Raw genomic sequence first — 24748 nt, 5'->3', positions numbered from 1 at the left:
GCAACTATAAGCATTTAACTGAAAAGCACTAGTGCTAAAGAGCATGTTAGAATTGAGCGTGTACAAACGTACAATTGGCTTGACCCAAAAATAGAAGTAAATCATAGTGAAAGGAAGATGTAATGTGAAGCTCTGGGGCGGACGTTTTGAAAAGACTACGGATGCATTGGTGGAAGATTTTCATTCCTCAATACGCTTCGATCAACGCTTGTACAAGCAAGATATCCAAGGAAGTATAGCCCATGCGAGGATGCTAGGAAGCGTGGGTGTTATCTCGGAGGATGAAGCCAACCATTTAATAGAGGGACTAAAAGGGATCTTAGAAGATATTCAAGCGGGAAATGTGGAGTTTGAGATCGGTGCAGAAGATATCCATATGAATATAGAGAAACTTTTGACTGAGCGAATTGGGTCTGTAGGAAAAAAACTTCATACTGGGCGAAGCCGGAATGACCAAGTTGCCTTGGACTTGCGACTTTATTTGAGGGAAGAGATTGACCAGACTAAGTTTTTGGTGAATAAATTGCTCCAGACGCTTCTTGGTTTAGCAGAAGAGCATCTTGAGACTTGGATGCCTGGCTATACACATATGCAAAAGGCACAGCCGATTACGTTTGCCCATCATATGATGGCCTATGTTCAAATGTTTTTGCGTGACCTTGGGCGGCTTAAAGACACACGAAAGCGTTTGAATAGCTCCCCACTCGGTTCAGGGGCAATGGCGGGAACAACGTTTCCACTCGACCGAGAAAAAGTAGCCATGGAACTGGGCTTCGATGGAGTCACCTTAAATAGTTTAGATGGGGTAAGCGATCGCGATTTTGCAATAGAATTTCTCGCAGGTGCATCTATCCTTATGATGCACCTTAGCAGACTTTGCGAGGAACTCGTCCTTTGGTCCAGCGGGGAATTTCAGTTTATCTCCATGGATGATGGGTATTCAACAGGGTCGAGTATCATGCCCCAAAAGAAAAACCCAGATGTGGCAGAATTGGTAAGGGGAAAAACTGGTCGAGTTTATGGTGATTTAATGGCCCTCTTAACTGTTATGAAGGGACTTCCACTCGCTTATAACAAAGATATGCAAGAAGACAAAGAACAGGTCTTTGATGCTGTGGATACGATTCAAAAGTGTTTGTTGGTTGTAGAACCGATGCTCCGGACTATGCAGATACACCGTGATACCTTGGCTTGGGGAGCTAAAGGTGGATTTACGAATGCAACGGATCTGGCAGATTACTTGGCCAAGAAAGGAGTACCTTTCCGGGAGGCGCATGAGTTAGTCGGACGGATTGTATTACACTGTAGTAAACAAGGAATTGGGTTAGAAGAGTTAGGTTTAAGCGACTATCAGGAGCTTTCCTCCGTTTTTGAAGAGGATTTATTTGAAGCAATCGGGATTGAGTATTGCGTTCGCAATCGAAAGATCACAGGGGGCCCTTCGCCGGAGACGGTTGCTGAAGGAATTCGAGTAAGTCGAGAGATGTTGGTAGAATTACTCTGGTAGTGTCGAACCATATTTCATTAAAATAATTTGACGAAAATGTCAACATGAAGAGAATGCTGAGGGGTTAACGAGGGTAAACTTGGATTGGAATCAGAAAAGTAATAACAAATACCCGTATGGGGTTTACCAAAAGTTTGTACCATGCTTCATTGATGGGTTTCCAAACTTGGTTTTTCACAAAAATTATCAAAGACCTGTGCATAGTGTGGATAACTCTGTGGATAATATCAGAATACGGTGGATTTTATCGTGGATAAGCTTGGGATAGACGGTGGATAATCGACATTTGTTTGTGGATACTTGTGGATAACTCTTCGTAGTTCGTTCCTAACTATGTAAAAAAGTTGAAAGACAAGCCTTAAATTGAAGGCTTGTCTCTTTGCAAGCGTAAATAATAGTAACCTTTTGTTTTTAATTTTAGACTTTATGCAGGAAATGACGTCTGAAAGGTCGAAATTCTCACGCATGGTTTAATCCATTTCTTGCATGCTATTAATGAATGACCTAATCGTTCTAACAAGCTATGTTGGAGAGTATGAAGCGAGGCTATTATCATGGAAAATCTTACAATGCTTACAGACCTTTATCAATTAACGATGATGCAGGGTTACTGGGTCAACGGATGTCGTGAGAAAGAAGCCGTATTTGATGTTTTCTTTCGCACACTGCCGTTTAAAGGGGGGTATGCCCTGGCGGCAGGACTCGAACAAGTCGTAGATTATCTTGAAACTCTCAACTTTAGTGAGAAAGATTTAACGTATTTGAGCAGTCTAAACCTTTTTAACGAAGACTTTATCGACGAATTGCGTAACTTTCATTTTACGGGAGACATCGATGCCATACCGGAAGGGACTGCAGTTTTTCCATATGAACCACTGATCCGCGTGAAAGGGCGCATTTTCGAAACACAACTTATAGAGACCGCTATCTTGAATATAGTAAACTTTGAGACCCTTATCGCAACGAAAGCGTCACGTGTGGTAACGGCGGCAGCCGGGGGGCCAGTCATGGAATTCGGCTTGCGGAGAGCGCAGGGACCGGATGCAGGCGTTTTGGGGGCACGAGCAGCCTTCATCGGGGGATGTCAATCTACGTCGAACGTTTTGGCAGGAAAACGATTCGGTATCCCTGTTTCAGGAACTCAGGCCCACAGCTGGATTCAGTGTTTTCCCTCGGAATTGGAGGCATTTCGAGCGTATGCACGCACCTTCCCAGATGGATGCTTACTACTTGTGGATACGTATAATGTTCTAGAATCGGGGGTTCCAAATGCGATCAAGGTGGGGCATGAACTGGAAGAGGAAGGACATCACTTCCAAGGAATTCGTCTGGATAGTGGAGATTTAGCCTATTTGTCTAGGGAAGCTCGACGTATGCTTGATGATGCAGGACTTAAGGATGCAATCATTGTGGCCTCTAATGATTTAGATGAGGACACAATCTTCGCCATTCGCGCCCAAGGCGCAGTGATTGACTCCTGGGGCGTTGGAACGAATCTCATTACATCTGGAAATAACCCTTCGTTAGGGGGGGTTTACAAATTGGCCGCTGAAGAAGAACAGGGTGTTTTTCTTCCGCGTTTAAAAGTCTCGGAGAACATCACTAAGATCACGAACCCAGGTGTAAAAAAGGTGGTGCGTTTTTACGACCGAGGGGGAAAAGCTATGGCCGATCTCATTGCTCTGGAAGATGAAGTTTTCGAAGGGGAATCTCTGACCATTTTTGATCCTGTTCAGACGTGGAAGCGGAAAACGTTAAGGGATTTTCGAACTAGAGAACTTTTAGTTCCGGTGTTCAGAAATGGAAAGCGGGTTTATGAATTACCTAAGCTTAAAGAGATTCAAACTTATGCCAAAAAAGAATTGGATACTTTCTGGGATGAAGTTAAACGCTTAGCGAATCCGCACAGCTATATTGTCGATTTGTCGACAGATCTTTTTAACTTAAAACACCAACTTCTCGTAGCAATCAATCATGAAATTAAAGCAAAGAATCAAGGAGTGGAGTAATATGTGGACAGATGAAGAAATAACTGGCCGTATCAACCAAACCGTGCAGTGGTTGCGTGAAAAGGTTACCGAAGCGAATGCCAAAGGTGTTGTAGTGGGGATCTCTGGGGGCGTTGACTCTGCGGTGGTTACGGGACTTTGTAGTCAAGCATTTCCGGATAATTGCCTTGGAGTAATTATGCCTAGTCATTCTAATCCGGATGACAAGGAAGATGCTTATTGGATTGCAGAGGGCTTTGAGATCAGCCCGTTGGAAGTGGACTTGGGTGATGCCCACACTCAGATCTTCGAACACGTCAAGAAGGGTTTGGAAAGTCAAAGATATGCTTTAGTCGGGGAAAAAATGAGTCAGGGAAATTTAAAGGCCCGGTTGCGTATGTCAACCCTCTATGCTGTGGCAAATGCCCTTAATTACTTGGTGGTAGGGACAGATAATGCTCCAGAGAGCTATATTGGGTATTTTACAAAATATGGAGACGGTGGTGTGGATCTCTTACCGATTAGTTCTCTCACGAAGACTGAGGTACGCGCCTGGGCAAGGGTATTGGGACTTCCCCCAGAAATTGTTAAACGAGTACCCACAGCCGGACTTTGGCCTGGGCAGACGGATGAAACAGAACTGGGGCTAACCTATGATCTGATTGACCGTTACTTACTGGGAGGAGAGGTTGCCCCTGAGGTACAAGAACGAATCGAAACGTTACATCGTCAGAGTGAGCATAAGCGTCATCTCCCTCCTCAATTAGAACTTCCTAAACTAAAGGGGTTAGACTGACGTGCGTATTGGAGTAGATATTGACGGTGTCGTTTCTGATAGTTACCCGTCTTGGTTAGATGAGTTAAATCGACACTTTGGCAAGAACATAACGGTCATTGACGATTATGATATGCATTTGGTTTTTGACGTCCCGAGAGAGGACATGAACAATTTCTTCGTCGGGAATGCGGAACGTTTGCTGACGATGCCTAAACCTGTCTCTGGCGCTAAGGAAGGGCTTGAAGCCCTTCTCCGGGAGGGGCATGAATTGATCTATGTTACCGCTCGAACCATTGAGGAAAAGGATGTCACGCTGCGCTGGCTTACGATGAGTGGAATTCCGCATGAACATGTTCTCTTTACAGGGTTTAAAAGTAAAGTTGACGCTGTCAAGGAATGGGGAATCGAGGTTTTTATCGAAGACTATCACGTCAATGCGAAATTGATCGCTGAGAGCGGAGTTCCGGTATTGTTGCTAGATACCAGCTATAATCAAAAGGAGCTTTCCAAGGGGATTTCACGCTGTCACAGTTGGGACGATATCCTAGTAGGCATTAAGGGGATTCAATCCCAAGGAAATGCCAACTGCAAAACGATTTGAGAAAAATGCAAGGCATCATCAAACGTAGAAAATCAAAAGGGGTTAGCCACTCATTAGGTGGCTAACCTCTTTTTAATGCAGTCCCAATTAACTGATAATTTCTAAACCAACTTTATAAATATCTCCTGCCCCTAACGTAAGGACGAGATCCTCGGGTGCGAGTGTTTGTGAAAGATAGGTTTTGATGTCATCTAACGGTCCGATGTACCGAGCTTTAATTCCTTGTTGTTGGATCATTTCGGCTAAGGTAAAGGCGGAAACGGTATAATGATCTTGTTCACGTGCTGAAGCAAAAATATCTGCGACAACAACTTCGTCCGCTCCTTGAAAACATTGCGAGAATTCATTGAGAAGTTTTTCTGTTCGACTAAAGGTATGAGGCTGGAAGATGGCGCGGATGCGTCGATCTGGGAAGGAAAGTCGTGCCCCTTCCAGTGTCGTGCGGATTTCAGTTGGATGGTGAGCATAGTCATCGACGATCATAGCACCGTTGGTGTTGCTACCGATATGTTCAAAGCGACGTTTCGTCCCATTGAAGAGGCCTAGGCTCGACAAGATTTGTTCCATAGGGATACCGATTTCATGGCAGACGGCAATCGTTGCCAAAGCATTGATAATGTTATGTCTTCCAGCGACATGGAGATCTAGGTTACCGACATGTTGCCCTCGGTGCAAGATTTTCATAGAACTACCTTCGTCTTTGAAGACGATTTCTGTTGCCCGGATATCTGCAGTTTCCGAGAGCCCAAAGGTCGTGATTGGCGCGGAAGATATTAGAGATTTCTGGTTCGGATCTTCAGCCCAGGCGTAAATATGACCGTGAGCCGGTATTTTCTTCGCTAGTTCAGAAAATGCGTCAATAACATCCTCAATGTCTGTGAAATAATCAGGGTGGTCAAATTCAATGTTAGTAATCACCAAATGTTCGGGAGAGTAATTGAGGAAATGACGCCGATATTCGCAGGACTCTGCTAGGAAAAATTCCCCTTTTCCGGAATGTGCATTTCCACCAATGCTCGGAACATCACTACCAACAACAATGGTGGGATCTAATCCAGCTTGGAGCATTACAAGGCCCATCATGGCAGTCGTCGTCGTTTTGCCATGCGTCCCAGTGACGGAAATTCCGCGTTTCTTAGAAAGTAAGCGTCCGAGGTACTGGGGGTAAGTTAAGATCGGAATATTTAGCTCCAGCGCACGGGCTATTTCCGGATGTTGATTAGTATAGGCGGCAGAAGTGACCACCAAATCTGCGTTTTCTACGTTGATGGGGGAAAAACCCAAAACGGGAATTTGAGCACGTTTCAGAACACTGTCTGTGTAAAAACACTCTTCTACATCAGAGCCTGAAATGGTTGCATCCTCAATTTGAGCGCTGATTTGGGCTAAAGCGCTCATCCCGGTGCCTTTTATACCGACGAAATGAATATGTAATGCCAAGGCTTATCGTCCCTTCTATGTATAAACTCTACCCCCCATTATACCCAAACTCTAACCAAAAAGTATCATATTATTTAAGGAAAATTTTAACTATCGGTTGTTGGGCGGGGGTTTCCGTTCAAAACCTGTGATCATGGCCTGAAGACGACTGATGTCTTCCGTTAGACTAAGATAAATGTGAACAGGGATTGTAGCAAGAAAGTAAATAGTGATTGTAAACTTTATCCAACGAAGGATTTGAAAGCCTCCCACCAAGTGCCAAACCCAAATCAGATGCTTTCCTTGCCAATACGATGCTAGGCCGAGAAGACTGGCAACTAGGAAAAGGAAGAACCACGAGAAGTAGATTATTAATTGCCCGCTGTTATACTTTCTGCTTGGCGGAGGAGACGAACGAAGGAAAAAGTAATACGCCATGAGTTTAGGAAATTGCTTGAGATCTTGAATCTTTGGGATTAGGGAATTATCTCGCCGGATGAGGGCATTCACAATACGTATTGACAAAAAACCAAGGGCTAACCAGCAAAACACTACATGTGCAATAAATAGTTTACCATAGTTTAAGGCCAAAAAACTTGCCGGTTTATGTAATTCTAGACCAGTTAAAAGGACGACCGTGAAACTAAGGGCGAATCCCCAATGAAAGATCCTCACCCAAAGGGACTGAGTCGGTATGATTTCACCTTTAACGTAGCCCTCTTGAAGTTGTTTCATGACAGGTTTTCTTAGTTTGCTGGGTTGCTTCATGATCGCTGGGCAGGGACTTTTCTCAATTCATTCCAGAGAGGAATCGCCCTCCCTCCTTTCATTGTTATCATTCAACACATTGCAGTACACTTTGGTTATGTTTATCAAACTTGAATATTCAAGGCGTGTAATTTTTCTCCGTCAATGATGTGAACACTGCAAGAAAAGCAAGGATCAAAAGAGCGAATGACTCGACCCGCTTCCTTAAGGTCTTCGGATTTTATTTTTAATCCCAGTAACGATGTTTCTCCGACACTGCGGGTTCCTGTTTCATCACGTGCACCAAAGTTGACAGCAGACGGTGTAATGATTTGATAGTGATCGACACGCCCATTTTTGACGGAGATCCAATGCCCTAAGGTCCCACGCATGGCTTCATGGAGCCCAATGCCTACCCCGGAATCTTGCCCTTTTCGACCATCATAGGTTTCAGACCCAGGTTCAAGACGATTGAGCCATTTCAGAGCAGTTTCCGCAATCTTTTTGAGTTCCAGCGAGCGCGCCCATGTTCGGGCTAGGGCGCCAAGACCGATGACCTCTTCTTTGGCAATAATTGCCCGCGCCAAAGGTCCTACTTCTACAGGTTGGCCGCGGTAACGAGGAGATTTAACCCAAGTGTATCCTTTGGACTGGTTGTGGTCGGGAACGGTATCCTCTTCCATGGGATGAAGTGGACCGTGGGGTTTGTACCAAGCACTTGTCACATCTTCCGTCACTTGCTTTTCGTTAAAACTTTCTCGCTTTCCTTGGAGTATTACACCTTGAGGAAAAAGGGTACTTCCCTCAGGGCTTGGAAAGCCTCCGACAGACATATAATTCCCGACTCCTTTGCCAAGGTTGACGTACTCTGGGTAACGCTCCTTAATCAGAGTAACATCAGGCAGCACGACATCATCGATAAAGCTCATGATCTCCATTAAATACCCTCGATAACGGTTCACCCGATCCGCATCCACTTCCATACTGGCACCACCCGGAACAATCCCATGGCCATGCGGTGCCTTGCCGCCGAAAACCGCGAAGGCGGCATGGGCAGCTCGAGATACCTCTAAGGACCTGAAATAGTGTTCAGTCATAAGGGTATTCTCTTTACTAGATAAACGTAGGTCTGATTCTGAATGGGGAATAAAGGGAGCGATATCCGGGCCGCGGAAATAATCCGGCATGGTATATAGGTAAAGATGGCGAATATGGTTCTGGATGAAATCACTGGCCAGAATCAGATTACGTACCAACAGCCCATTGGGAGGAACGTACATCCCTAAAGCCTGCTCCACGGCCAGTGACGCTGTTATGGCATGGGCGGAAGAACAGATACCGCAGATACGCTGAGTGTAATAAGGCATATCCATGGCAGAACGACCTAGTAGAATTTGTTCGAATCCACGATAAAGCGTATCGGAAATAAAGGCATCCTTGATTTCCCCGTCTTCGAGCCAAGCTTCTAATAACATAGGATTGTGGATTCGGGTCACAGGAAAGATGGTTTTCTTCTCCAGAATGGTCACTCCTTCTTCACCCTATACTGATGGAAGGTCTTTACCTTTTTGACGGCAAATCGATGCTTGCCCTTGACAGAGGATTTCAGTAAATTTTTTTGGATTCTTCCCTTATAGAGAGACGTGGCAATATGCCCTACAATGGCTACAGAGGTCAATCCTAATACCCCAAGTCCAATTGAGTTAGTCGATGCTTTTGTTCCTCCAGGGAAGGGGATGTCAGGTGAGTGAACGGTAAACGGTGACATCAAATCCGGAAAACCAGGTTCAGTACATCCGATGCACGGCGTGTTACACCCGATTGGCCAATTGAATCGGTCATTCCAACGGCGTATTGGGCAGTCAGCATAGGTGACCGGACCTTTGCAACCGACACGAAAAAGGCATTCTTTCTGTCCAATATCCGTCGCAAAAATGCCTTGGTCATAGTCGCGCCTGCGAGGGCACTGGTTATGAACAGTTTCTCCATAAAAAAGTTTAGGTCTCCCGAATTTTTCAAGTTCTGGTTCACCGTATAAGGCTAAGTGGAGTAGAGTCCCCATAATCCAATCAGGATGGGCGGGGCATCCGGAGATGTTGATGACCTTTCGTTCGGGAAGAATGTTTTGCACCCCAGTTGCCTTACTTGGGTTAGGGTAACCGGAAACTGGGCCGCCATAAGTGGCACAGCTCCCAATGGCGACGACGTACTTGGCCTTTAACCCTGTGCGACGAACAAGTTCCAACCCTGTAATCAGCTTACCCTTATCATAAGCAACATGGTTATAATGGCCTTCGTCACGTTGGATCATGGATCCCTGAACGATAAGAATATATTCGTTGGGCATTTTTTCATACGTTTCCTGAAGAATTCGGTAGGCTGCATTTCCTTGAGCCTGATTCATGCTCCAATCGTAGCGCCAATCGGCAATATTAGAGAGGATATCGGAAAAGGTTGGTGTCCAAATATTATCAAGGGAGATACTATCCCCGGTACAAGTGCCTGTTTCAATCATCACCACGGGAAGTTTTTTAACCTCACCTGCCGCAACTGCTTGTGCCAGCGAAGGGGCGATGAGCTGATAAAAGTTACCGAGGACGGCTCCTTTAACTACTAACTTCAAAAAGTCCCGTCGACTTAGCATGTTACTCCCCCTTGGGAGGGTATTATTTCCAAAAGGAGAAATATTATCATACAAACTTTTTTTAGCCCCATGTTTAAAACTTATGGAAACGGGGTAAGTTATATTAGAGATGATATTCATGAGCAAATTCAAATTGATTGACAAGTTAACTATACCGTCCTGGGCAATCGCCTCAGCCTTATAAAGGCTTGATCTTAATCTTTAAAAAGAAACGTGAATAAGCTTCATCCACCAGAGTCCGGGTCACGGGCTCTTTTTGATTGGGCATTATGCCCCTTTTATATATATACGTATTTAGATAAAGATTTAGAGGGGGAATGAACAAGAGGTGGTGCAAGAATAATCTACCCTTTACATTCTGAATAAGACTAAATACCTAGGACTATTTGGCCTTCGATTGTGACGATTGCCTTATGTCCATTTAAGCACCGTGGACATAAAATTAAAATAAAGGGTGGAAGAGATCATGAAAAAGAGAAACTTATTTCTACTACTTATTTTAATTGTTGTGTCTTCAACGGTATTCTTTAAGGTAGGATATACTGAATCAGGCAAAACAATGGTTAATGTATTTGAATCTTCTAAGTTCATTTTCAACAATCAATTACTAACTCAGAGTAACAATAAATTTGCGCTACTAACTGATAGTGATGTTGAAAATTTAGGTGGGAACAGATATAAGGTTGCCAGTTATGTTGATTTTAAAAACGACAATCAACAAGGTAAACGTATATGGTTTACGATGATAGTACATTGGAATGGCAATGCATACGATATGGAAAACTTAACTACTAAAGGGATATAAGGAAATGAAAGCACCAGCAAAAAATTTAGCCCAACCCGGGAAATAACAAGAAAATGTATGGCTCCGCTAATTGCGGAGCCATTTGGTTACTAGTTGAATAATTGCAGAAGATGTATTCCTGACTATGACCTTTAAAGATAAAAAATTTACCATTATAAGGTTTAACATATTCTTTACACAAAGTTCATGGAAGGGTAACAAATATAGTTTATGATAATTAAAATGGATGATTATCCCCGGATCCTTCTAATGTTGATAGGTATTGTGCCATCTTTATCAAGAGCTTGGCTCTTCAACAATGAAGCCTGGATTACTCACTCGAATATAATCAATAATTACCCGTTTCTATAGCGGTTCATATAGAGGCTTTTCTCATTTCTTTCTTCCTTCCTTCACTCCCCCTCCTTGCGAGGGGATTTTTTTTCGGAAATATAAGCCTCATCGTAATGTGGTGCCATAAATCTGTGTCATAATTCGACAAAACATGACATTTTATATGTTTACTGTTACCACTTCATTAAACTAGAATATCCGAGTAAACCCTGCAATCACTTGCGGGATTTTTGGTCCTATTAAGCTGATGGGTAACAAATGCGTTATTGCCACAAACCTAAGAGTTACAATTTTCGTAGTTTTTTTTATAACCATGAAGGTATTCCATATTATGCGACGAATAATAAGTCTATTATAAAACACAATCAAATTAAGGAAGGTGTAATTGTAACAATGAAAAAAAGTCTTACAAAAATTTTAACTGGAATGATGATTGGAACACTGCTGCTGACTACAGCCGGATGTGGGGGAGCTGCTCCCGCTACTAATTCTGGTTCACAAGGTGGAGGAGCTGCTAAGATTGGTGTCGTCGCCTATATGACTGGGGGCGGAGCCGCGTATGGTCAGTCACAAAAGGAGGGTCTGGATCTCGCTAAGGATGAGATCAATGCCCAAGGCAAGGTCAAAATTGACCTTGTTTTCGAGGATTCCCGTGGGAACAATACTGAAGCGATTAATGCGGTTAATAAATTAATCAATAAAGATAATGTCGTAGGACTTATTGGACCGACCCTAAGTGGAGAAATGTTTGCGGCCGGCCCGATTGCTAACCAGTCAGGAGTTCCAATTATGGGAACTTCAACGACAGCTGAAGGGATAACGGATCTCGGGGAGTATGTCTTCCGGAATGCTTTGCCAGAGTCTTCAGCAGTTCCTCAAGCCGTTAAGAAGGCAGTTGAGAAATATAACTTAAAAAAGGTAGCGGTCATGTATTCTAGTAATAACGACTGGGCCGTGTCCGGCTATAAGACGATGGAGAAAGCCCTCAAGGATAATGGAGTGGAAATCGTCACTACCGAGACTTTTGCTGATAAAGATACAGACTTTTCCGCTCAGTTGACTAAAATTTCCTCGTTAAAGCCAGATGCTGTGATGGTATCAAGCCTCTATCAGGAAGCGGCCCTCGTTTTAAAGAAAGCCAGAGAAATTGGAATTACTGTTCCCTTTGTCGGAACGAATGGCTTTAACTCTCCAGAGCTAATTAAAATAGCCGGAAAAGCAGCCGAAGGGGCGATTGTGGCTAGCCCTTGGTACCCAGGTAAGGAAAATGAAAAAATTAAAAAGTTTGTTGCAGACTATAAAGCTAAATATAATAAAGTACCCGACCAGTTTGCAGCTCAATCTTATGATGCGCTTTACATTTATGCCAATGCTTTGGAAAAAGCCGGATCAAGCACAGATCGCAAAAAGCTACGCGACAGCCTAGCGACCATTAAGGATTTTCAAGGTGTAACTGGAAAATTCGCTTTTGACGATAAGCGGAACCCTTTGATGAACGCTACTGTTTTGATCGTCAAGGACGGTCAGTTTACGGAGTTAAAATAAACTTTAGGAGTGAAGGTCTTGTTCTGGCAACAATTGGTCAATGGCTTGACATTGGGAAGCACGTATTCATTAGTCGCTTTGGGATATACCCTCATTATGGGGGTCCTAAACATCATCAATATGGCTCACGGAGAGATATTTATGTTCGGAGCTTTCGTCGGATTGTTTCTGGTGACTTATCTGAAGGTAAATATCTTTGTGGCCATGGCTGGTGCCATGGTGGCCTGTGCGTTGCTAGGTATTCTTATGGAAATGATAGCCCTGCGTCCCTTGAGACGCCGGGCCGTTTCCGATCTGGCTCCTTTAATTAGCACAATCGGGGTGTCAATCTTTCTTGAAAATCTGGCTTTAAAGATCTTTGGTCCTCAGTCACAGGCTTTTCCTTCTGGAGCATTATCAGGAGTCCAAATGCAACTTGGGCCGGTTCAAATTACTCTCGTCCAAATTGTAATTCTTGTAATATCCTTCGGCTTGATGTTTGTTCTTCGTTTTTGGCTGTCTAAAACCCGTGTTGGCAAAGCCATCCGGACAACTGCTGAGAGCATCGAAACAGCCAACCTCCTCGGTATTAACACGAACAAAATTATCTTACTCACCGTCGCACTTGCTTCAGCATTAGGAGGAATTGCAGGAGTTCTGGTTGGACTCTCTATTAATGCAGTGGAGCCGACGATGGGCTTGAGCATGGGCTTGAAAGGGCTCGCAGTTTTGATCCTTGGTGGAATGGGAAATATCACCGGAGCGATGCTGGGAGGCCTGATTTTAGGAATCGCCGAAGTATTTACGGTAGCTTACGGCGCATCCTCCTATAGAGATGCTGTAGCCTTCGGCATGATTATCCTAATTTTGTTTATTCGTCCTCAAGGACTTTTTGGGTCTTCGACCCGGCAAGGAGGGCGTTTCTAAATGGACGTTTTATTGAACCAATATTATCTTCAAATTGCTATATTTGTCTTGCTGAATGCTATCCTTGGGGTGAGCATTTACATGACGCTATCGACCGGGCAGTTATCACTGGGGAATGCTGGATTTATGAGCATTGGAGCCTACACCTGTGCGATCCTGACTGTAAAAGCAGGTTTACCCCTCTATTTGGCCATCCCAATCGGTGGTATTGCCGCAAGTTTCATGTCAATTATTATTGGATTTCCTGCATTGCGGCTCACCGGGATTTACCTAGCGATTGCCACGCTTGGATTCGGAGAAGTTGTTCGAGTCATTATTTTGAACTTGAAAATTACGAACGGTGCGCTGGGGATATCTGGTATACCAACCCTTGGGGCAAAGATTGGCAAAGTATTTTCGTCCTTAGGTTTTTCACAGGGAATTGGAGGATTAACCGCTCAGCAGACGAGTAACTTGATGGTTTTAGTTGTTCTAATACTCAGCCTCGCTTTTCTGGTATTTTTCTGTACCAGACTAAACCGGTCAAGAGTCGGTCGGGCGTTTGCTGCGATTAAAGCGGATGAGGCGGCGGCTGAGGCCATGGGGATTAATACAACGTATTATAAACTGCTTGCCTTTGCCTTAGGGGCTTTAATCGCTGGGATTGCCGGCGGTCTATCTGCCCATTTAACCTTTTTTATCGGGCCGAAGGATTTTGCCTATAACCGTACTGTTGAAATCCTTACGTTTGCAGTCTTGGGTGGAAGTGACTTAATTATAGGACCTATCGTCGGAGCATTACTCCTAACCTTGCTTCCTGAACTGTTGCGTTCGGCTTCAGAATACCGTCTTATGATTTACGGGGCGCTAATGGTGGCTATGATGGCCTTTCGGCCTCAAGGACTCATTAGTGAGGAGACGGTTCGTTTCTGGAAAGGTAAGCTCGGAAGGAGGGTTAAAAAATGACGTTAGTCCTTGATCAAGTGGGAAAAAGCTTTGGCGGTTTGGCTGCTTTAAGTAACGTGAGTTTTAAAGTGAATGACGGGGAAATTATAGGGATTATCGGCCCAAATGGTGCTGGAAAGACGACACTCTTTAACCTAATCACCGGAATTTTCCCTCCTACTGAGGGAAGCATTACCTACCAAGGTAAGAGTTTGTTAGGAATACGCCCATATAAGGTTACGGCGTTAGGCTTAGCTAGGACCTTCCAAAATATCCGTCTGTTTGGCCATATGAGTCCGTTGGACAATGTTATGGTTGGGGCACATTGTCGAACGAAAGCCGGAGTGTGGAAAGGGTTATGGCGCACTCCCGCTCAGCGCAAGGAAGAGAATAGGACCAGAGAACGAGCTCAGGCTCTCCTTAAATTAGTCGGCATTGAAAATGACACGGATTCTCCAGCAGGGTCGCTTCCCTATGGGCAGCAACGACGATTAGAAATTGCCAGGGCGCTTGCAACAGAACCTGAGTTGATTCTTCTCGATGAACCCGCGGCAGGGATGAATGAGAATGAAACCGAAGACTTGCGTCTTTTGATTAAGAAGATACAAACAATGGGGAAAACCGTGATATTAATTGAACATGATATGAACCTTGTCATGAACGTCTGTGACCGACTCGTGGTCATTAATTTCGGACAAAAGATTGCTGAAGGTACTCCGGCCGAGATTCAGCAAAACCCATTGGTCATTGAAGCGTATTTGGGTCGGGAGGAGGCGTAGAGATGCTGAACATCAGCGGTTTGTCAACGAGTTATGGTAGTATTAAAGCAATCAAAGGGATTGACCTCAGCGTGCCCGAAGGCTCGATTGTTTCCCTCATCGGGGCGAACGGAGCCGGTAAAACAACCACGATGAAATCTCTTGTTGGGCTTCTCAAACCTCTGTCTGGGCAAATTAAGCTCCTAGGCCATGAGATTCAGGGTTTGGCCCCTCACAAAATTGTAAACTTAGGGATGTCTCTGGTCCCAGAGGGTCGGAATATTTTAGCGGGAATGACGGTCCTTGAGAATTTGGAAATGGGAGCCTATCAGAGAAATGACAAAGAAGTTCAGGCGGATTTAGAGAAGGTTTTTAAACGTTTTCCGATCTTAGAGGAACGTAAGCAACAATTGGGAGGAACACTTTCTGGAGGACAGCAACAAATGCTGGCAATCGGCCGTGCACTGATGGCTAGACCTAAGCTTCTCTTGCTTGATGAACCTTCCATGGGCTTAGCCCCTCTGGTTGTTGCAGATATCTTCAGGGTTATTCAAGAGATCAACAAGGAAGGTACGACAATTCTCCTTGTTGAGCAAAATGTACGTCAGGCCTTAAAGATAGCGCACTATGCCTATGTTCTCGAAACAGGGAAGATCGTCCTATATGGTAAGGCCGAAGAGGTTGCCAAAAATCCTCGTGTCATGGAAGCTTATCTAGGCGGAGCGAAGGCAAATACCTAATCTTAACGTATTTGTCAGGACGGACTTATCCATTATTCGATAATCCCCCCCTTGGGCTATAGGCGTGGGGATTATTCCCTACGAAGGGTTTTTTATTATTCAAACCGGTCCAACCAGTAAACCGAAGAGGGGAGACGTTAAACCATGGGAAGTCACACCTATAAACTCGTAAAAAGTAAGGTCACTGAAGGGCTTCGTGATATGGAATCGCGGAAAGGGAGATTTCGCGCTTTTGATGCGATTCGCCCCGCGATGCTAAACATGGTTCCCAATTACCCCGATCTTTCCAATCGTTTGCGCAAAATCAAAGAATATAGCTTGGATCATCTTGATGAAGTAATTGCCAAAGCTCAACGATCGTTAGAAGGAAAGGGCTGTAAAATCTATCTTGCTGAAACGACTGAGGAAGCTCAGAGCTATATTGCGAGCCTCATACCGAAGGAGGGCTTGGTCGTTAAGTCCAAGTCAAATGCGGGTAAAGAAATCAATATTTCACATTACCTCGAGGATCGTGGTGTCACGGTCGTAGAAACTGATCTCGGAGATCGAATTAATCAGCTTGCAAAATGTGAAGCAAGTCACTCACTGGCTCCAGCTATCCATATTCCTATCGAAACAATCACCGAGCTTTTTTCTGAAGAGGCTGGAACAACGTTAGAGTGCACTCCCGAAGCCTTGGTCGTATCTGCCCGCAAGGGACTTCGTGATTTTTTGGTTAAAGCAGATGTAGGGATCTCGGGAGCAAATGCGATTGCAGCGGATACAGGAAGTATCTTCGTAACTGAGAACGAAGGGAACATTCGTGCGGTTTCGATGATGCCTAAAGTTCATATCGTCATTGCAGGTGTAGAGAAAATCGTTCCGACCCTTGAAGATGCCATGCAAGTTGTGAGAGCGGCGGCAGTCTACGGAGTGGGTCAGGATATCGGGACCTATGTCTCGGTGATTTCAGGCGTAAGCGAATCCCTTGATCCTGATCTTGAGGAATACTCACACGGTCAAGGCCCTAAAGAAATGCACATCGTTTTATTAAAACATGGCCGTAAGGAAGCGATCGATGCAGGATTTCAAGAATCCCTTTACTGTATCAACTGCGGAAGCTGCTTGAACTTCTGTCCAGTCTATGCGGAGGTCGGTGGTAAATACGGCTATAAGTATCTTGGGGGACGTGGCTTAGTCTTTGCTGCCTTTCATGGCGACCTAGAAAAGTCTGAAGAAAATGGCCTATCTCTCTGTATCGGATGTCAGAAGTGTCAAACTGCCTGCCCAGTACAGATGGCGACACCCGGTATGTTATGGAAGCTTCGGCAAGATGCCGTGGCAAAAGAAGGGGTCGGTTGGAAGAAGGATTTGATTTTTTCCATGCTTACCAAACCCCAGACACTACCAACAGTCAGTAAGCTCGCAACAACCTTTGGGAAACTGGCCTTAAAGGAATCGGATAAAGGGATGACTTCCCGTTTGACGTTTAATTCCTTCGGGTTGCCGCAAGAACGTGTAATACCCCGCTTCTCTGGTAAGTCCTTTACGAAAATCGCCAAACCTAAGACAATTGCTAAGCCGATTAAAAAAGTTGGTTTTTATCCTGGGTGCGTCGTGAATTACACTGAGACAGATCTTGGAGAAGCACTTCTTCATGTCTTAGGAGAAAATAACGTTGAGGTTAAACTCGCCAAAGAGGATGTTTGCTGTGGGATCCCTAGTATTGTCAGCGGAGACCTAGCTCATGCCAAAGCCATGGCTCTAAAGAACATCGAGAGTTATAGTTCGTTTGACATCGATGCTTTGGTTTTTGTATGCCCAAGTTGTGCCGTGGCGTTCAAAGAAGAGTATCCTAAGCTGTTTGCAGGGGAGTCTCCTGAGCTTCGAGAAAAGGTTGAAAAACTTGCATTGAAGGTTAAAGATATTAATGAATTTCTTGTTCAAGATATTGAACTAAAGCTTCCGAAGCAAATAGTCACTGAAACGGTAACTTATCATGATCCTTGTCATCTCGCTCGAAGTATGGGCGTGAAAAAGGAGCCGCGGGAAATTATGAGAAAGATCCCAGGAATGAATTATGTGGAAATGACGGATGCTGATGCGTGTTGTGGATTTGGTGGATCGTTTAGCTTGAGCTTCTATGAACTCTCACAACGGATTAACGAAGGAAAATTGAAGAACGTTGCCGATACCGAGGCCACCACTCTAGCAACGAGTTGTCCTGGATGCATGGTGCATTTCCGTGATGGGATTGCTCAGCACCAAATGAAACAAAAAGTTTCTCACGTGGTTCAGATTCTAAGCCGAGCCTATGGGAGGAGATGAGACGAATGAGTAGTACGAAAGCTCAAACTATCTTAAAGAAAATTAGTACTCGCCGTGATACGCTTCTTCAAGAGTATCCTAATCTTGCTAGCCAAGTACAGGACATCAAAAGTAAAGTAGCAACGAATCTCAAAGCATCAGTTGAAAAGGCAGTTGCTTCTCTCAAAAGTAAAGGGTGTCATGTGATTTTTGCCAAGGATGCTACGGAAGCTCAGGAGCAAGTTTTAAAGATTCTAGCGGGTAATAAGAGCGTAGCGATGAGTAAAAACTCTGTTTTCACCGAAATTGCTCTTAGGGAGTCTTTGAAATCAAATAGGGTTGAAATGCTTGATACGGATCTAGGGGAAAGAATTGCAGGGACAAAGGTTGACGTGCACCCTTGGATTGCCAGTATTAATACGCCAATCTCCAACAAGGAACAGGTAGCTCAGATTAAGGAAGAGATCAAGGAACGAGTAGCCCATATGGAGTATGGAATAACCGGCGCTGAGGCTATTGTTGAACAAAATGGAACCATTACCCTGTTAGAAAGTGAGGGAAATGTCCGGTTCACATCGAATCTTCCGTATAACCATATCGTGGTGGCAGGAATCGATAAAATCGTTCCCTCACTAGAAGATGCTTTGGCCGTTTGTCGAGCGATCAGTGTCTATGGCATGGGAAGAGATCTCCTGAATTATATTTCCTTTATCAATGGACCTAGCAGAACGGCTGATATCGAGTTCAGGATGGTCCAAGGTATGCATGGCCCCAAAGAAGTGTATGTTATTTTGCTCGATAATGGACGTTTGACAGCGGCCGAAAATCAGCAGTGGGATTCGTTAAAATGCCTGCACTGCGGAGGCTGTTTGGTTGATTGTCCAAACTATCTCAAAGAAGGATTGGAGCGGGGCTATTATTATACCGGGAAAAGGGCAAAAGTCTTAGCGACTTTCTTAGAGGGATCCAAACAAGCCAATGAGGATTGTGGAGATTGCACATTATGTAATAAGAACTGTCCTACGGGTATACAAGTTTAGCTCGACGCACTTACGGGGGGGTTCCAATGCAGTTTGAAAAAATTACGAAACCTCAACGCACGTATCAAGAAGTTTTAAAACAAATCAAACACTTGATAATTGAAGAAAAGCTCCGTCCTGGTGATCGACTGATGGGTGAACGTGAAATGGCAGGCGAGTTAGGGGTTAGCCGAACAACGTTGCGTGAGGCCTTAAGAACCATGGAATTCTTAGGATGGGTTGAAATCAAGCCGGGAGATGGTACGTTCATCCGCGATGCTCAGCTAAATGAAGTAATCAGCCCTTTGGCACTAGCTTTATCGGTCGAGCCAACAAGAATAGAGGAACTTTGGGAGACCCGGATTACCCTTGAAGTTGAATGTGCGGGTTTAGCCGCGTTACGTGCCTCAGAAGAAGACTTGCAGCGAATTTCCCAGGCCCTTCGTGAGATGAATTCTAATTTAGACAATCTGGATGCTTATGCTAAAGCGGATATGCGTTTTCACTTTTTGGTGACTCAAGCTTCTCACAATTCGATGATGAATCGACTGCTACAAACGTTTGTAGTCCATATTTTAGAACTCATTAAGAAAGTTGGAACACTCCGTTTTAGCCATGATATCGGGGGACTATGCACGATTCAAGAGCATATCTCCATATATGATGCTATTGTGAATCACAACTCAGAACAAGCAAGGATTCTTATGAAAAAGCATTTAGAAGGGTCAAGGGGCGAGGGCTACTAGGCTGCTCAATTACAGTCCTTATGATAATTTTTAAGTAGTTCTTTGATTCGCGCACGCAAAAACGCTTTTCGAATTGGTCTAAAGGTACAGCCAATATTACTACAGTCGACTTGCGTAAAGCGCATTAACAAAGGCCTCGGGCTATTTGCCGGGCCTTTTTGCGTATTTATTAACCATTTTGTAAAGTCCTAAATTTGCAGAACTACTTGAGTTTTTTAATTATTTAGGTCTTTGGCAACTGAGCTATTCTTTTTAATGCGTTTACTATAGTACTTGACCGGCGACTCAGCTGATTTTTGAGCCTATTTGTTCGTTTCATTAGCTCATCTCCTCTTCAGGTAATGAGTGTTATTATGTGCTGATGTTGATTTGTTATGTATTTATACTACATAGTTTAGCTTAAGGGACTCGGATATGGCAATATTTGGGACGATTTATGTTTCAGAGTATTTCCAAGATAAACACAGACACCGCAATTATTGTGTTCTACCGGAACCGATGGTCAGAATCCTTACTTCATGCGGTTTTTAGCGTTTGTCTTTAAGTTCAATTTGGAGACAACTGTCCCCATTTACAAGCTTCCCCAAATTGTCTACGCGGTTCCCGGCCACTACCAGCTCGATCTTGGAAAGACCTCTGTAAAAAGATTTTAGCCCATTCCTGGTCCCAACAGGAATGGGCTAAAATCCGTATATAGACTTTTACTTATTATTTGGACAAGTCGTTCAGAATTTTATTTTTATTATTATTATATTGAGTATCAATTTGTTGCTGAATGCTATTCTCGGCGTTTTGGATCAATTGCTGTTTTTGTGCATCCATCTGTGCCTTGTAAGTCTGAACTTGACCTTTCAGGTCGTTTTGCTTTTGAGTAGCATAATTGGATGTGAATTGAGAAAGAATACTTGTCACGTCTTGCATGTATTGATTGTTATAATTTTGGATGTCCTGCTCGGATTGATTGCTAGTGTCATTCAAAGACCCCGTGGCCGATTGAACATTTGGAGTGACCAATGCTGTAATCTTTGCTGTAAGGCTTTGAACTAAAGCATTAACAAAACTTGGATCGTCAGCGAGTACTACTCCTGCGGATAGTCCAACTATGAGTGTCGTTGTAATAGCAATTTTCTTAATGAGTAACATTATATACGCTCCTTTAAAATGTGGTTTCCTATATTACCTTACTGTGTATTAACTATGTGTTCAACAAGATGTTATTGGACATTACTCCAAAAATTACTAAGAGAGAATACATTGAGTTTAAACCAGATTAACAGACATTCCTTAAGAATTAATGCATAAATCAAACCTTGAAAAACGTTTTTCGTGGATATATTTTGACTTCAATCTATGTGAGATTAAGGGAGAACTGAGGCCGTTTAAGATTAAGTTTGAGTTGGTGACATGTCAGTGTTTCTATTTAAGATGTGAGAAAAGGAGAGCTCAATGGCTCTCCTTTCAGGTTTTCTCTCGACAGGTCGTGAAATAGGGAACCCTAGTTTTGCAGCTAATCATCTATTATTAGAGTAAACGATATCCTACTCCAGATTCCGTGATAATATGCCTTGGGCGAGAGGGATCAATCTCTAGTTTTCTCCTTATTTGGCCAATATAAACTCTTAGGTACTGTACTTCATTTTCATACGCCAGCCCCCATACAGTATGAAGCAAAGCCTTATGTGTAATTACTTTTCCTGCGTTAATCGCCAGATACTTTACTATCTCATATTCAGTCAGGGTTAGCTTGATTTCGCAATTATCCCTGCTGATCCGACGGTGAACTAAATCAAGGGTTAAATCATCGAATTTTAAAATAGGCTGTTCTTCGACTCCAACCGTATGACGCATTGCCGCCCGAATTCTAGCTAATAATTCTCCCATTGCAAAGGGTTTAGTCACATAATCATTTGCTCCATTGTCCAAAGCAGTAATCTTATCGTTTTCCTGCTCTTTTACCGAAAGGATGATAATTGGTACTTTAGACCATTCTCGCAAATGACGAACCACTTCTAGTCCATCAATATCGGGTAATCCTAAATCCAGAATAACTAAATCAGGGTTGAACATTGCTACCGCGTCCAGACCTTCATTGCCTGTCTTGGCGTCTTTCACAACATATCCATGACTTGTTAAGGCAACACGCAAAAACCTACGAATCTGTGTTTCGTCATCAATTATTAAAATCCTTGCACCTTTGATTTCCATGTTTAATCTCCTTCCTCCATCATTGCAGGGACTTTACCCGTAAACTGATTGTTTAACGGCAAATTAAACGTGATAGTCACTCCACCAAGTTTATTATTATCTGCCCATATATCTCCGCCATGAGCCTCAATTAGCCCTTTACAAATAGCTAAACCAAGCCCAGTTCCACTCACTTGGAGGGGAGAGTTCAGTCTGTAAAATTTATCAAAAACCTTACTCAAATCCGTCTCTGGAATACTCTGACCTCGATTAGCTACTACGATCTCTAGTCGCTCTTCTTGCTGCTTAATAGAGACGGAAATTTTACTACCCTTTTCGGAATACTTTATCGCGTTGTCCAACAAATTAATAAATACTTGCTCTATTAAAATCCCATCTGCTTGCACCAATGGTAATTCATCCTGTATTTCGATGTCTATAGGACGACGATTTAAAGAGACTCCAAGCCTGTTAATGGAAACCCCAATAATATCTTGTAGATCGCACCATTCTTTATTTAATCTAAGCATACCGCTTTCTAGTCGGGCCATATCTAACAGGTTACTTACAAATCGATTCATTCGTTCCGCTCCCTGCAGAATCGTTTGTAATAACTCGTTTCGGACATCAGGACTATAAACAACATTTTTATCTTCTAGGAGTCCGGTAACCGCGCCAATAATTGAAGACAGCGGCGTGCGCAAATCATGAGAGAGTGAATTAAATAGTGCCGTTCGCAATCGTTCAGACTCCACCATAGCAAGGGATTCTCTAGCTTGATCAGCTAATTTAACTTTGTTGATGGCCATAGCAGCTAACCCAGTAAAGGCTTCTAATAATCGAATACGCTCGGCGTCAAATTGCGACACGGTTTCGTTAAAACAAATACCCAAAACCCCATGCGTTCCTTGCTCTGTGTTTAGTGGCAAATAAAGTGCTGCAGCGACACCAAAAGTTTCCGTTCCCTTCCCCGCTTTTTGTCCTCTTTCATATACCCAGGTAGCAACAGCCAGTTCATTAGTATTGTAGAAATTATTAAGTCCCGAAACCTTTCTGAGCACTAATTGAGCTTTTTCATTGGGTATAAGCACCATCACTTGCCCATCCAAAGTATTGGAGACATTATTGACAATACACTCTAATACGGCATCTAGGTTATCTGCGGCAGCGATATCTCGGCTTAGAGCATAAAGCGATGAAATGCTATTTTCCCGCTTTCGTGAATAAGTTATTTGTTTTTTTAATCGAACTGAAAGTGTTCCTATAATTAAACCCACTAAGATAAAAATAGCAAAGCTAATAAAATATCGAAGATCTGCTACTGTAATACTAAAAATGGGTGGAACAAAAAACAAATCAAACGTTAACGTTCCCATAATCGCAGTAAAAATGGCAGGAAATGTTCCCCAACGTGCTGCGCTTAATAAGACGGGTAGGAGATAGAGCAAAGAGATATTAACAAGTCCTAGAAACGTACTAATCAAAGTAATTCCAAAAGTTATAACTATTACCATCAGGCTGGACGCTATGTAAGGAAATACCGGGTATAAACTCCTCCGTTTGGTTCTCGCTCCTATGTCTTCTTCTTTCTCTGATACTACATTGATACGGCCAGATTCTGTCTCCTGTTGGCTCCCTGGGATAACATGAATACTAATTCCGTGACTATGCCGAATAACTTTGTCGACAATCGAGCCGCGAATGATTTCCCAGAAGCGCGTGCGTTCAGGTTTACCTATAATTATCTGAGAAACATTACGTTTTCTAGCCAGCTCCAGAATCTCTTCGACTACGTTATTCCCGGTTAGACCAATAATTTCAGCCCCCAATTCCTCAGCTAAACGAAAGTTTTTGACCATAGAGTCTTTTTCAGCCTCACTTATGGGAAAGCGGTCGAGGGTTTCTACATGAACTGCAAACCATTCCCCTTGTACTCTCTCAGCCATTCTTTTTGCAATACGAATCAACTGAGCCGAGAAAGGACTTGAGCTTATGCATACCAAAATCTTTTCTCCCGTTGGCCAGGGTCCGTCTATTCCGTGAGATTGCATATAGGATTCTAACTGACGGTCCACACGTTGGGCAGTATACCGAAGGGCTAATTCTCTTAATGCGTTAATATTTCCAGGTCGAAAGAATTTTTTTAAATCTTCTGTAGCCTGGTCAGGGACAAAGGCCTTACCATCTTTAAACCTTTGAATTAACTCTTCGGGCGGGATATCAATCAATTGGATTTGGGCCGCTGTATCTAAAACTTGATCAGGAACTGTCTCCCGAACGGTAACCCCTGTTATCTGGGCAACAATATCATTCAACGTCTCTAAGTGTTGAATATTTAACGTGGTATAAACGTTGATACCCGAGGCTAATAGTTCTTGAACATCCATGTATCGCTTTTTGTGTCGAGAACCTATTACATTGGTGTGGGCCAGTCCGTCGATTAATACGATTTGAGGACAACGGGCTAATACAGCATCCAAGTCCATCTCGTAAACGATTTTATCCTCATAATGCAGAGACCTCGAAGAAATAAGCGTTAATCCTTTAAGCATCGCGTCGGTATCAGGTCTCCCATGAGTCTCTATTTGACCTATAACAACATCCATGCCTTCCGACAATCTACCCTGGGCCGCTTCTAACATAGCATAAGTTTTTCCGACTCCTGAGGCAGCTCCTAAAAAAACCGTAAGTTTCCCCTTCGACATATTTATCACCCTCGCAGTCTCGCGTACATTTCTCATTGTCGTCTTGTCGTCATATTCTGTCCTGAGTTTCAGGTCTTCTTGCAAAGGATACCTGTCCAGACTTACTCTTCACG

Annotated in this window: 20 protein-coding genes; 13 read left to right on the top strand and 7 right to left on the bottom strand. The window is 43.5% G+C overall.

Features of this window, described 5'->3' with window-relative positions:
* Positions 1–124: 124 nt before the first annotated feature.
* The 4 genes from argH (at position 125) to E4K68_RS09400 (ending at position 4874) form a co-directional block, all read left to right on the top strand.
* Complete coding sequence (gene argH, locus E4K68_RS09415; protein ID WP_135378768.1) at positions 125–1507, top strand: argininosuccinate lyase; 1383 nt, start codon at positions 125–127, stop codon at positions 1505–1507.
* Between the two features lie 554 nt (positions 1508–2061).
* Positions 2062–3516: a nicotinate phosphoribosyltransferase gene (locus tag E4K68_RS09410; RefSeq protein ID WP_135378673.1), complete on the top strand. Its 1455-nt coding sequence runs from the start codon at positions 2062–2064 to the stop codon at positions 3514–3516.
* Between the two features lies 1 nt (position 3517).
* The gene (gene nadE / locus E4K68_RS09405) at positions 3518–4291 is read left to right on the top strand and encodes an NAD(+) synthase (protein ID WP_135378672.1); all 774 of its coding nucleotides are present in this window, start codon (positions 3518–3520) and stop codon (positions 4289–4291) included.
* Position 4292: 1 nt separating this feature from the next.
* Complete coding sequence (locus E4K68_RS09400) at positions 4293–4874, top strand: hypothetical protein (protein ID WP_135378671.1); 582 nt, start codon at positions 4293–4295, stop codon at positions 4872–4874.
* A gap of 87 nt (positions 4875–4961) precedes the next feature.
* Here the strand turns inward: E4K68_RS09400 and murC are convergent, their stop codons facing one another.
* From murC to E4K68_RS09380, 4 genes are all read right to left on the bottom strand, one after another.
* The gene (gene murC / locus E4K68_RS09395; RefSeq protein ID WP_135378670.1) at positions 4962–6314 is read right to left on the bottom strand and encodes a UDP-N-acetylmuramate--L-alanine ligase; all 1353 of its coding nucleotides are present in this window, start codon (positions 6312–6314) and stop codon (positions 4962–4964) included.
* A gap of 90 nt (positions 6315–6404) precedes the next feature.
* A complete protein-coding gene (locus E4K68_RS09390; RefSeq protein ID WP_135378669.1) occupies positions 6405–7061 on the bottom strand; it encodes a cytochrome b/b6 domain-containing protein in 657 nt (218 codons plus the stop codon).
* Positions 7062–7165: 104 nt separating this feature from the next.
* A complete protein-coding gene (locus E4K68_RS09385; RefSeq protein ID WP_199241733.1) occupies positions 7166–8569 on the bottom strand; it encodes a nickel-dependent hydrogenase large subunit in 1404 nt (467 codons plus the stop codon).
* Entirely contained in the window at positions 8566–9684 is a 1119-nt protein-coding gene (locus E4K68_RS09380) for a hydrogenase small subunit (protein WP_135378668.1), read from the bottom strand. The genes E4K68_RS09385 and E4K68_RS09380 overlap by 4 nt, the downstream gene beginning before the upstream one ends.
* 466 nt (positions 9685–10150) lie before the next feature.
* On the opposite strand from E4K68_RS09380, the gene E4K68_RS09375 reads away from it, so the two are divergent.
* The 9 genes from E4K68_RS09375 to E4K68_RS09335 all read left to right on the top strand — a co-directional run bounded on the left by E4K68_RS09375 (position 10151) and on the right by E4K68_RS09335 (position 19746).
* A complete protein-coding gene (locus tag E4K68_RS09375) occupies positions 10151–10489 on the top strand; it encodes a hypothetical protein (RefSeq protein ID WP_135378667.1) in 339 nt (112 codons plus the stop codon).
* A 726-nt stretch (positions 10490–11215) separates the two neighbouring features.
* Complete coding sequence (locus E4K68_RS09370) at positions 11216–12367, top strand: ABC transporter substrate-binding protein (RefSeq protein ID WP_135378666.1); 1152 nt, start codon at positions 11216–11218, stop codon at positions 12365–12367.
* A gap of 18 nt (positions 12368–12385) precedes the next feature.
* Entirely contained in the window at positions 12386–13273 is an 888-nt protein-coding gene (locus E4K68_RS09365) for a branched-chain amino acid ABC transporter permease (RefSeq protein ID WP_135378665.1), read from the top strand.
* The gene (locus E4K68_RS09360; protein WP_135378664.1) at positions 13274–14218 is read left to right on the top strand and encodes a branched-chain amino acid ABC transporter permease; all 945 of its coding nucleotides are present in this window, start codon (positions 13274–13276) and stop codon (positions 14216–14218) included.
* Positions 14215–14976: an ABC transporter ATP-binding protein gene (locus tag E4K68_RS09355; RefSeq protein ID WP_135378663.1), complete on the top strand. Its 762-nt coding sequence runs from the start codon at positions 14215–14217 to the stop codon at positions 14974–14976. Before E4K68_RS09360 ends, E4K68_RS09355 begins: the two co-directional genes overlap by 4 nt.
* Before the next feature lie 2 nt (positions 14977–14978).
* Positions 14979–15695 (top strand): ABC transporter ATP-binding protein, encoded by a 717-nt coding sequence (locus E4K68_RS09350; RefSeq protein WP_135378662.1) that lies wholly within the window; start codon positions 14979–14981, stop codon positions 15693–15695.
* 144 nt (positions 15696–15839) lie between these two features.
* The gene (locus E4K68_RS09345) at positions 15840–18002 is read left to right on the top strand and encodes an LUD domain-containing protein (RefSeq protein WP_135378661.1); all 2163 of its coding nucleotides are present in this window, start codon (positions 15840–15842) and stop codon (positions 18000–18002) included.
* Between the two features lie 5 nt (positions 18003–18007).
* The gene (locus tag E4K68_RS09340; protein ID WP_135378660.1) at positions 18008–19021 is read left to right on the top strand and encodes an LUD domain-containing protein; all 1014 of its coding nucleotides are present in this window, start codon (positions 18008–18010) and stop codon (positions 19019–19021) included.
* Between the two features lie 26 nt (positions 19022–19047).
* Positions 19048–19746, top strand: coding sequence for a FadR/GntR family transcriptional regulator (locus E4K68_RS09335; protein WP_135378659.1), 699 nt, complete (start codon positions 19048–19050; stop codon positions 19744–19746).
* 708 nt (positions 19747–20454) lie between these two features.
* Here E4K68_RS09335 and E4K68_RS09330 read toward each other — a convergent pair.
* The 3 genes from E4K68_RS09330 to E4K68_RS09320 form a co-directional block, all read right to left on the bottom strand.
* Complete coding sequence (locus E4K68_RS09330; protein ID WP_135378658.1) at positions 20455–20889, bottom strand: hypothetical protein; 435 nt, start codon at positions 20887–20889, stop codon at positions 20455–20457.
* A 378-nt stretch (positions 20890–21267) separates the two neighbouring features.
* Positions 21268–21951 carry a response regulator gene (locus tag E4K68_RS09325; RefSeq protein WP_135378657.1) on the bottom strand — a complete coding sequence of 228 codons (684 nt, stop codon included), beginning with the start codon at positions 21949–21951 and terminating at the stop codon, positions 21268–21270.
* 2 nt (positions 21952–21953) lie between these two features.
* Positions 21954–24635 (bottom strand): sensor histidine kinase KdpD, encoded by a 2682-nt coding sequence (locus tag E4K68_RS09320; RefSeq protein WP_135378656.1) that lies wholly within the window; start codon positions 24633–24635, stop codon positions 21954–21956.
* Between the last annotated feature and the right edge of the window lie 113 nt (positions 24636–24748).

This window comes from Desulfosporosinus sp. Sb-LF (genome assembly GCF_004766055.1).
Taxonomy (GTDB): Bacteria; Bacillota; Desulfitobacteriia; order Desulfitobacteriales; family Desulfitobacteriaceae; genus Desulfosporosinus.
The sequence above is the reverse complement of the archived record's forward strand: the minus strand, read 5'-3'. Positions and strand labels throughout refer to the sequence as shown.